Here is an 8,750-nt window from a genome sequence, read left to right on the forward strand (position 1 = left end):
CCCCGCGAAAACGTGGGCGCACGGCTCTACCAGCGAGGACCACGCTGAACGGCATCGACCTTCGGCCGAACGTCGACGAGATAGACACAGACGGCCACCACACCGATGATCCACAGCATCATGATTCCCGGGCCGACGATCATGATTAGCATTGCGACGGCAAGAATGCCGAGCCATGCGGGCTTCGTCAGCTTGCCTGCAGCCGGGTACGCGTCCGAACGTTGCCTTACGGCGTGGAAAATGGCGATGGCAGCCCCCACGAGCGAGATCAGCTGGAGAATCAGCATGGCCATGGACTGAGCTGCGTATGCGGACGACACGTCGCCCATACTACGCAAAACGCCCGTCGCCACGCTCGCCCCCACAGCAAATCGCCCCTCGCACGGCTGGGTGCGAGGGGCGATTCGGGTGAGAACCTGCGTCAGCTGGTGGTCTTCTTGGCAGGCGCCTTCTTGGCGGGAGCTGCGGGCGTCGTCTTCTTCGCCGCAGTGGCCGGGGTCGCCTTCTTGGCCGGCTCGGTCTTCTTCAGGGGCGCATCGTTGCTCGAGCGAGTCTTCGACTCGACCTTGCCTGCTACGCCGCTGACCTTCTGCGACGCGTCGGTGGCCGCTTCCTTCGCGTTGTCGCCGGCCTCGTCGAGCTCGTCGGCCAGGTCGTCCGCGGTCTCACGAACCTTGTCCGACGCGATGCCCGCGAGTGCGGCAGCGCGCTCGCCGACGGCGCGAGTCTGCGACGCGACAGTGCCCAACGCCTGCTCGGTCAGGTCGACAACGTCGTTCGCTGCCGCGTTCGCGCGACCGAGACCTTCTTCGACGGCCGGGGTGCGACGGATGCGCTCGACGGTCTCCTCGCCACGCTCTGCGAGCGAGGTGTACAGATCGGAGGCAACCTTGAGGTACGCCTCGGCGACCTTGCGCAGTTCTTCGGGGGTGAAACGCTCACGCAGCTCGGCGATCTCGTCGGGAAGCTCGGCCGGCAGGTTCGTCAGGCGCTCGCGAAGGGATTCGACACCCTCGGTGACGTCCTCGGAGAAGTCTGCGATACGTGCGCGTGCCGTGTCGACGCGGTCGGTCACCTCGGTGCCGCGGACCTCTGCCCGCGAACGCACCTGTGCCACCACGTCGGCCACGGCCTGAACGACCGCGTCGCCTGCGCCGACAGCAGCGAACAGGGGCGTCTTGACGTTGTCTAGATTCCTTGCATCAGTCATGGGGAAACTCCTGTAGGGGTGATTCTGGTTCCGAATTACGGATCTGGTTCGGTCGACGCCTGCGTCTGGGTGCCTGCGTCGTTCGTCGTGCGCGTCTGCTCGTTCTCGCGACGAAACGAGTCGTAGATCTCGATCAACACGTGCTTCTGCCGTTCGGTGATCTCGGGATCTCCGAGCAACGCATCTCGAACTGGACCGTGTGGACGTTCCTCCAAGAACCCGGCCCGTACGTACAGCGCTTCCGATGACACGCGCAGACCCTTGGCGATCTGCCCGAGCACCTCGGCGGATGGTTTCCGCAACCCACGTTCGATCTGACTCAGATACGGGTTGCTCACCCCCGCCCTCGATGCGAGTTGCCGCAGGGACACCTGCGCCGCCTCGCGTTGCGAGCGGATGTAACTACCGATGTCCGACGCGGCCGTGGTGACGACGCTGGCGACGAGATCGCCTGCCTCGGCCACGACGTCGGTCGCCTCGGACACCTTGGCGACAATGCCTTGATTGTCGACGCCATGGTTGCCGACGCCCTGATTCCCGACGCGGGATGCGCCGTCGGAAACTTCGTCATCGGGGGTCATGTTCACCGCTCGTTCCTGGCTCGAAACTTGTGGTTTCGGTGGTACTCGACCGAGGCTACCCAAGGGTGCTAACTATTGCAAGCACTTCTGCTAGCACCCGTGCGCGCGTAGTGACAACAGGGACCAACCATCCACGCACGGGCGGCGAAGCCGCACTCAGAACAGCAAATTCGACAGCGAATAGATCGCCAGTCCCGCGATGGATCCGACGACAGTGCCGTTGATGCGGATGAACTGCAGATCCCGTCCGACCTGGAGTTCGATCTTCCGACTGGCCTCTTCGGCATCCCAGCGTGCGACGGTGTCGGTGATGATCGTCGTGATCTCGTCGGCGTAGTTCGCCGCGACGTGGCGAGCCCCGGCGAGCAGCCACCCGTCGACCTTGCCTCGCAGTTCGTGGTCGTCACGGATGCGCGCGCCCCACGTCTGAATGTTCTCGCTGAACTTGCGACGCAGTGTGCTCGACGGGTCGTCGACCGATTCGGTGATGAGCCGTTTGGCGACGTTCCAGGTCGCCGACGCGAGTCCGGTGATCTCCTCGCGTCCCATGATCTGCGCTTTGAGCGACTCGGCCTTGTCGATGGTCGCGGGATCGTGCTGCAGGTCGTGGGCGTAGTCGACGAGGAACTTGTTGGCAGCGAGCCGGATCTCGTGGTCCGGGTTGGCGCGAATCTTCCACGTGAACTCGACGAGTTCCTTGTATATCTTCTCGCCGAGCAGCGTGTCGACGAACTTGGGCGACCACGTGGGCGAATCCCGCGACACGACGCGATCGATCGTCTCCTGACTGCCGAGGGCCCACTGATGGGCGCGTTCGGCGAGCATGTCGATCAAGGGAAGCTGTCGGTTGTCCGCGATCAATTCCTCGAGCACCCGGCCGATCGGTGGACCCCACTGGGGGTCTGCGAGCCTGCGCACGATCGTGTTGTCGATGATCTGCGTGATGTCCTCGTCGTTGAGCACCTCGACGACGCCGTGCAGGATCGTCGCGGATTCGGCGGCGACGCGTTCGGCGTTCTCGGGTTCGGCGAGCCAGGTACCGAGCCGAAGTGGGATCTGCGCGGACTGCACCTTGTCGGACACCACGTCGGGCGCCAGGAAGTTGCTACCGACGAACGACCCGAGGCTCGACCCGAGCTGGTCCTTCTTCTTCCTGATGATCGCCGTGTGCGGAATCGGGATTCCCAGCGGATGCTTGAACAGCGCCGTCACGGCGAACCAGTCCGCGAGCGCGCCCACCATGCCGGCCTCCGACGCCGCGCGCACGTACCCGACCCACTCCCCTGCGCCGCGCGATTCCTGCCATCGGCACACCAGGTAGACCACTGTCGCGAACACGAGGAAACCCGTCGCGACGGCCTTCATCTTGCGAAGGTCGCGCCGTTTGGTCGCGTCGTCGAAATTCGTCAGCTGCACCCCTGCCATTGTGCCCGCGAACCCGACCGAGGCGCGCCGACGAGGCGGATGCGCGCGACAGCAGGCAGGGCGCCTAAGCTGTTTTCGACGTACAGGCGATCGGGATACGGCGGTTACACGTGGCGAGAAATGCGACATCGGCGCCCAAGGACGACCCAACCTCGGCAGCCGACGAGGCACCCAAGGTGGAGAAGTCCGACGGGCGGAAACGACGCTGGCGTGAGCACAAGATCGCGCGTCGAGAAGAATTGGTCGACGGCACCCTCGCCGCGATCCGGCTCCGGGGCCGCGACATCGGTATGGACGAGATCGCGTCGGAGATCGGGATCTCGAAAACTGTTCTGTACCGGTACTTCACGGACAAGAACGACCTGACCAACGCGACGATGAGCCGGTACGTCGAAACGACGCTTGCTCCGCGCATCTACAGCGCGATCTCCGAGGAACTCGACGAGTACAACCTGACGCGGGCAGTCATCGCGGCGTACGTCGAGACGGTCGCCACCGACCCCGAGGTCTATCTCTACGTCATGGCCAACAGTGCCGGGCCCAACCGAGACGTCGTCGCCGACTCCGAGCGGATGATCGCGGAACTGCTCGCGACCGTGCTCGGAGAACGTCTACGCAGTCGCGAGATGGATTCCGGCGGCTCGGTGCCCTGGGCATTCGCGATCGTCGGCGCCGTTCAGCTGGCGACGCACTGGTGGATCTCGAACAAGTCGATGTCCGCAGAGGACTTGATCGACTACCTCTGCATGATGACGTGGGGCGGCATCCACGGCGTCGCGATGTCCGACGGTTCGCCGGCCAAGTTCAAGTCGCAGCCGCATCCGCTCATCGACGAGGACTGACGGCTCAGCTGGGGCGATCCTCGTCAGGATCGATGGGCACCTCGATGGACTGTTCGACGACGTCGGCAGGATTGGCCTCCGTCGGGATCTCACCCGCGAGTGAGTCGTCGTCCTCGGGTGGTTCGGTGGTCGGATCGGTGAAGTCGTCGGGCATGAACGCCAGCGTACGCATCCTTCGGTTTACGCATGCCGCGCTTCGGTCATCCCTCGGGTCATGAGCAACTCACCGCTGGACGGCATCACCGTAGCAATTCTCGCGACCGACGGAGTCGAGGAAGTCGAACTCGTTCAGCCTCGTGACGCCGTGCAGAAGGCCGGTGCCACAACAACTCTCGTGGCCCTGACGCACGGCGACATACAGGCGATGAACAACGACGTCGAGGCCGGCAACACGTTCGGTGTCGATCGCGTTGTCGCCGACGTCTCTCCCGACGACTTCGACGCCCTGATCCTCCCCGGCGGCACCACCAACCCGGACAAGCTGCGGACCGATTCCGCCGCTGTCGATTTCGTGCGACGGTTCGTCGAGTCGGGCAAGCCCGTCGGCGTCATCTGTCACGGGCCGTGGACGCTCGTCGAGGCGGACGTCGTGCGCGGACGCACGCTGACGTCGTACCCGAGCATCCGTACCGACATTCGCAATGCAGGCGGAACCGTCGTCGACCAGGAAGTCGTCGTGGACAACGGCCTTGTGTCGAGTCGCAACCCCGACGACCTGCCTGCGTTCTGTGAGGCAATCGTCGATCAGTTCTCGAAAGGCGCGTCCGTAGGTTAGCGTTGCCTATGCGCAAACTTCGACTTTCAACGGTCCTTCCGCTGATCGCGACGGTGTCCCTCTTCACCGCGACGGCCTGTAGCAGCAGCGACACGAACTCCGAGTCGACCGACGGTGCCACCGTCGACACCATCTTCGGCGAGGTGACCGTCCCGGCCGACCCGCAGCGCGTCGTCGCGCTCGGGTGGTCGGATGCGGAGACCGCTCTCGCTCTCGGTGTCCAGCCGGTCGGTGCGAGCGACTGGCTCGCCGTCGGCGGCGACGGTCTCGGCCCGTGGGTCGACGAAGCGTACGACACACCGCCCACGATCCTCGGCACCTACGACGTCGACGTCGAGTCCGTCGCGGCACTGAATCCCGATCTGATTCTGTGGACCCGCAGCACCAACGACCAGGCCGTCTACGACCAGCTGTCGAACATCGCCCCCACCGTCGGCGCACCCGTCGGCACCGACATCGCCTACGGCACCACGTGGGACGGGCAGACGCAGCTCGTCGCCGACGCACTCGGCAAGTCCGACGAGGGCAAGCAGCTCATCGACGACACCAACGCCGATTTCGACGCGGCCGTCTCGGCCAACCCCGAGTTCGACGGCAAGTCCGTCGCGGTGGGAACGCTGTACAGCGGCCAGCTCGGCGCCTACGTCGACGGCGACGCCCGTGTCGAGTTCATGAAGAAGCTCGGCTTCGTCAACTCCCCTGCCATCCAGTCGCAGGCCGAGGACGGCAAGTTCGCCATCGATCTGTCGGCCGAGAACGTCGGACAGCTGAACGCCGACCTGACCGTCATGTTCCCGATCGGCACCACCGCCGACGTCATCACCAACGACCCCGGCATCCAGGGGCTCGAGTCCACTCGCGACGGCCGACTGGTGGTTCTCGACGACCTGAACCTGAGCAACGCATTCTCGTCCGGCTCGGTCGCCGGAACTCAGTACGCGATCGAGAATGCGGTTCCGCTGTTCGCCGCTCCCCTGAAGTAGGACACCGCAGCGCCTGTGTGTGCGTAGCAGCGCTCCGGCACTACTACGCACACACGGGCGTTCGACGCCCCATGATTTGATCGAACCGTGCGCGGAACTCGATCGACCGACAGAGCCGCAGCGTGGGTCTCGCTCGCGCTGTGCGGAGCGCTCCTCGTGGGATGCGGCCAGTCCGACCCTGCGGCCCCGGCATATTCGACGACGGCTCCGACCGCGACGGACGAGGCACTCGCCGCTCGCGGGACGATAATCTCGAGCACGACCGAGGCAGGATTCGACGCCGACGCATTCCCCGTCGGCACGTCCGCCGTCGCCTACGTCTACAAGTCGGTCTCGGGCGTCACGGGCGAGTCGACGCAGGTGAGCGGTGCGCTCTTCGTTCCTGCCGGCGAAGCTCCTGCAGGCGGTCGGCCCGTCGTCGCCTATGCGCACGGAACCGTCGGGATCGAGCCGGGATGTGCCCCGACCGAGACTTCGGCCCTGGCCGGAGACGCAGGCGCCGTGTCCCTTCTGCTCGAGCAGGGCTACGCCGTCACCTACACCGATTATCAAGGGCTCAGCAGCCGAACGTCCTCACCGCCGCACCCGTACCTCGAACCGCGCACAGCGGGATTCGACGTCATCGATTCGGTGCGGGCAGCCCGCAACCTCGACCCGACCCTGTCGACGCGGTGGCTTGCCGCCGGATCGTCCCAGGGAGGCCACGCCGCTTGGGCCGCAAACGAATTCAGCGACATCTACGGCGACGGTCTGGACCTCGTCGGCTCCGCTGTTCTCGCACCCGCGCTCGACATCTCGCCCGTCGTCGCGCGGGCCCAGACGTCGACCCTGTCCGACGGCCAACGCGCTCTCTATCCGATGATCGTCGAAGGCGCTGCCGCAGTGGATTCCACGATCGATCCCGACGAGCACTTGCACGGAATACTCGGCGACGAGAAGTCGGCGTTGATCTCGTGTGGCCCCGGCAGCGCTGCGGCCAGGTCCGCGGCCGCAGCTCAGGTGCAGCCAGGAGACACTGTTGCGTCGAATACCGAAGCGGCACAACAACTCACATCGAGACTGCAGGAGTACTCACTGCCCAAGAGTTCTTCTCCTGCACCGATCCTCGCGCTGTACGGCGGTTCCGACGACATCGTCCTGCCCGCGTGGACCGAAGTCGCCCTCGGGCGAGCCTGCGGCTTCGGCGACTCCGTTCTGCGCGTCCGACTCGAGGGGCAGGGGCACACCATCACCCCGGGATCGTTTCTGCAGACCTGGATCGCCGACCGGTTCGCCGGGCGTCCGGCCCCGGACAACTGCTGACGCTAGCCACACCCCCGCCGGCCACACCCCCCGCCGGCCACACCCCTCCGCCCACACCCCCGCCGGTGACCGAATGTCACATTCGGTCACTCAGAGTGACCGAATGACGCCCTCGCTCACCTCGAACCAACCAGCGTTCACACGCGTCCCGGCGGAAACCCACCCTCGGCGACGGGACCCCAGGACTCGATGGTGATGCGGATCAACGACTTTCCCTGCTTGACCATCGCCTGGCGGTACTCGTCCCAATCCGAGTGCTCGCCCGCGATACTGCGGAAGTATTCGACGAGCGGTTCCACCGACTCTGGCAGGTCGATCACCTCGGCGGTACCGTCGACCTGCACGTACGCGTCGTTCCACTCGTCGGAGTGGATGCATACCGTCACCGCGGAGTTGCGCCTGATGTTCACGACCTTGGCGCGCTCGGGGTACGTCGCGATCACGATGCGCCCTTCGGAATCGAGGCCCGACGTCACGGGCGAGACCTGCAATCTGCCGTCGCGCTTGTGTGTGATGAGCGTCGAATGGTGACGCGTGGAAATGAATTCGAGGAGCCGAGCACGTTCGACGGATTCGGCGGTTGCGAGTTTCGGAGCCATGTATCCCACAGTAGTTGGGGTTAGGCTCGCCCGATGGCCAAGCATTCGAAGAACGCGCACGAGTCCCTCTGGTCGACACCCGCCCCGGAAGTTCTGCGTGCGACCGACACGACGCGAATCGACGACATCGACTATTCGCTGACACCAGGTTTCGAGGGTAAGAAGGTCGACGGTCAGGCGTTGCTCGCCGAGCGCGGTGCGGTTCTGTCGGCGTTGCAGGAGAAGCTGTATGCCAACGGCCGGACAGGAGACCTGAGGTCGATCCTGCTCGTCCTCCAAGGAATGGATACGGCCGGCAAGGGCGGGATGGTCCGGCACGTCATCGGAATGGTCGATCCGCAGGGCGTCGACCTCGCGTCGTTCGGGGTGCCGACGAAGCAGGAGCGCGAGCACCATTACCTGTGGCGCATTCGGAAGGAGCTGCCTCGCGGCGGACGGATCGGCGTCTTCGACCGGTCGCACTACGAGGACGTGCTGGTCGTGGCCGTGCACGATCTGGTGCCGCGGCAGGTGTGGGAAGCCCGGTTCGACGAAATCAACGCGTTCGAGAAGGAGCTGACCGACGAGGGCACGCACATCGTCAAGGTCGCCTTGTTCGTCTCGCCGGAAGAGCAGCGTCGACGCCTTCAGGAGCGCCTCGATCGGCCCGACAAGCACTGGAAGTACAACCCGGGCGACGTCACCGAGCGCGGCTTTCTACCGCAGTACCGGACTGCGTATCAGCGCGTCGTCGATCGGACGAACACCGACTACGCGCCGTGGCACGTGATCCAGGCGGATCGTAAGTGGTACAGCAGATTGGCTGTCACGGAATTGCTGATCGACGCTCTACAGAAGCTCGAATTGGATTGGCCGAAGGCCGATTTCGACGTCGAACACGAGAAGAAGCGCCTCGCCGAAAGCTGACCCATGTGCACGGAAACACATAGTGGACTATGGACATGTTCAATCGGTGGTCGCAACGAGCGACTCGTTGTACTCCTCCACGATATCGGTGAAGATCTGCAGAGGAGTCTTCCATCCGAGTGTCTTG

11 protein-coding genes are annotated in these 8,750 nt (G+C 64.8%); 5 read left to right on the forward strand and 6 right to left on the reverse strand.

Annotation, left to right across the window (positions count from 1 at the left end; genetic code table 11):
- Positions 1 to 26 precede the first annotated feature (26 nt).
- From CHB96_RS23155 to CHB96_RS23170, 4 genes are all read right to left on the reverse strand, one after another.
- On the reverse strand, positions 27 to 329 hold the full coding sequence (locus tag CHB96_RS23155; protein ID WP_089250698.1) for a DUF2516 family protein: 303 nt from the start codon (positions 327 to 329) through the stop codon (positions 27 to 29).
- A gap of 92 nt (positions 330 to 421) precedes the next feature.
- The gene (locus CHB96_RS23160; RefSeq protein ID WP_089250700.1) at positions 422 to 1,210 is read right to left on the reverse strand and encodes a heparin-binding hemagglutinin; all 789 of its coding nucleotides are present in this window, start codon (positions 1,208 to 1,210) and stop codon (positions 422 to 424) included.
- Between the two features lie 35 nt (positions 1,211 to 1,245).
- Positions 1,246 to 1,695 carry a helix-turn-helix domain-containing protein gene (locus CHB96_RS23165; RefSeq protein ID WP_371829047.1) on the reverse strand — a complete coding sequence of 150 codons (450 nt, stop codon included), beginning with the start codon at positions 1,693 to 1,695 and terminating at the stop codon, positions 1,246 to 1,248.
- A 252-nt stretch (positions 1,696 to 1,947) separates the two neighbouring features.
- Entirely contained in the window at positions 1,948 to 3,216 is a 1,269-nt protein-coding gene (locus CHB96_RS23170; protein WP_089250702.1) for a DUF445 domain-containing protein, read from the reverse strand.
- Positions 3,217 to 3,326: 110 nt separating this feature from the next.
- On the opposite strand from CHB96_RS23170, the gene CHB96_RS23175 reads away from it, so the two are divergent.
- Entirely contained in the window at positions 3,327 to 4,058 is a 732-nt protein-coding gene (locus CHB96_RS23175; protein ID WP_089250704.1) for a TetR/AcrR family transcriptional regulator, read from the forward strand.
- A 4-nt stretch (positions 4,059 to 4,062) separates the two neighbouring features.
- Here the strand turns inward: CHB96_RS23175 and CHB96_RS29815 are convergent, their stop codons facing one another.
- Entirely contained in the window at positions 4,063 to 4,212 is a 150-nt protein-coding gene (locus CHB96_RS29815; protein ID WP_176444455.1) for an Rv3202a family protein, read from the reverse strand.
- 60 nt (positions 4,213 to 4,272) lie between these two features.
- Between CHB96_RS29815 and CHB96_RS23180 the strand changes: the two genes are divergently transcribed.
- The 3 genes from CHB96_RS23180 to CHB96_RS23190 all read left to right on the forward strand — a co-directional run bounded on the left by CHB96_RS23180 (position 4,273) and on the right by CHB96_RS23190 (position 7,118).
- Positions 4,273 to 4,833: a type 1 glutamine amidotransferase domain-containing protein gene (locus tag CHB96_RS23180; protein WP_089250706.1), complete on the forward strand. Its 561-nt coding sequence runs from the start codon at positions 4,273 to 4,275 to the stop codon at positions 4,831 to 4,833.
- An 8-nt stretch (positions 4,834 to 4,841) separates the two neighbouring features.
- The gene (locus tag CHB96_RS23185) at positions 4,842 to 5,816 is read left to right on the forward strand and encodes an iron-siderophore ABC transporter substrate-binding protein (RefSeq protein ID WP_089250708.1); all 975 of its coding nucleotides are present in this window, start codon (positions 4,842 to 4,844) and stop codon (positions 5,814 to 5,816) included.
- 87 nt (positions 5,817 to 5,903) lie between these two features.
- Positions 5,904 to 7,118: a lipase family protein gene (locus CHB96_RS23190; protein ID WP_089250710.1), complete on the forward strand. Its 1,215-nt coding sequence runs from the start codon at positions 5,904 to 5,906 to the stop codon at positions 7,116 to 7,118.
- A gap of 137 nt (positions 7,119 to 7,255) precedes the next feature.
- On the opposite strand, the gene CHB96_RS23195 is transcribed toward CHB96_RS23190, so the two are convergent.
- Positions 7,256 to 7,717 (reverse strand): PPOX class F420-dependent oxidoreductase, encoded by a 462-nt coding sequence (locus CHB96_RS23195; protein ID WP_089250712.1) that lies wholly within the window; start codon positions 7,715 to 7,717, stop codon positions 7,256 to 7,258.
- Between the two features lie 33 nt (positions 7,718 to 7,750).
- On the opposite strand from CHB96_RS23195, the gene CHB96_RS23200 reads away from it, so the two are divergent.
- Positions 7,751 to 8,623: a PPK2 family polyphosphate kinase gene (locus tag CHB96_RS23200; protein WP_089250714.1), complete on the forward strand. Its 873-nt coding sequence runs from the start codon at positions 7,751 to 7,753 to the stop codon at positions 8,621 to 8,623.
- Positions 8,624 to 8,750 lie beyond the last annotated feature (127 nt).

This window comes from Rhodococcoides kyotonense (genome assembly GCF_900188125.1).
GTDB lineage: Bacteria > Actinomycetota > Actinomycetes > Mycobacteriales > Mycobacteriaceae > Rhodococcoides > Rhodococcoides kyotonense.

Coding starts and splice junctions, on each gene's coding strand:
- CHB96_RS23155 (WP_089250698.1), bottom strand. CDS start 329: ATGGGCGACGTGTCGTCCGCATACGCAGCTCAGTCCATGGCCATGCTG.
- CHB96_RS23160 (WP_089250700.1), bottom strand. CDS start 1,210: ATGACTGATGCAAGGAATCTAGACAACGTCAAGACGCCCCTGTTCGCT.
- CHB96_RS23170 (WP_089250702.1), bottom strand. CDS start 3,216: ATGGCAGGGGTGCAGCTGACGAATTTCGACGACGCGACCAAACGGCGC.
- CHB96_RS29815 (WP_176444455.1), bottom strand. CDS start 4,212: ATGCCCGACGACTTCACCGATCCGACCACCGAACCACCCGAGGACGAC.
- CHB96_RS23180 (WP_089250706.1), top strand. CDS start 4,273: ATGAGCAACTCACCGCTGGACGGCATCACCGTAGCAATTCTCGCGACC.
- CHB96_RS23185 (WP_089250708.1), top strand. CDS start 4,842: ATGCGCAAACTTCGACTTTCAACGGTCCTTCCGCTGATCGCGACGGTG.
- CHB96_RS23195 (WP_089250712.1), bottom strand. CDS start 7,717: ATGGCTCCGAAACTCGCAACCGCCGAATCCGTCGAACGTGCTCGGCTC.
- CHB96_RS23200 (WP_089250714.1), top strand. CDS start 7,751: ATGGCCAAGCATTCGAAGAACGCGCACGAGTCCCTCTGGTCGACACCC.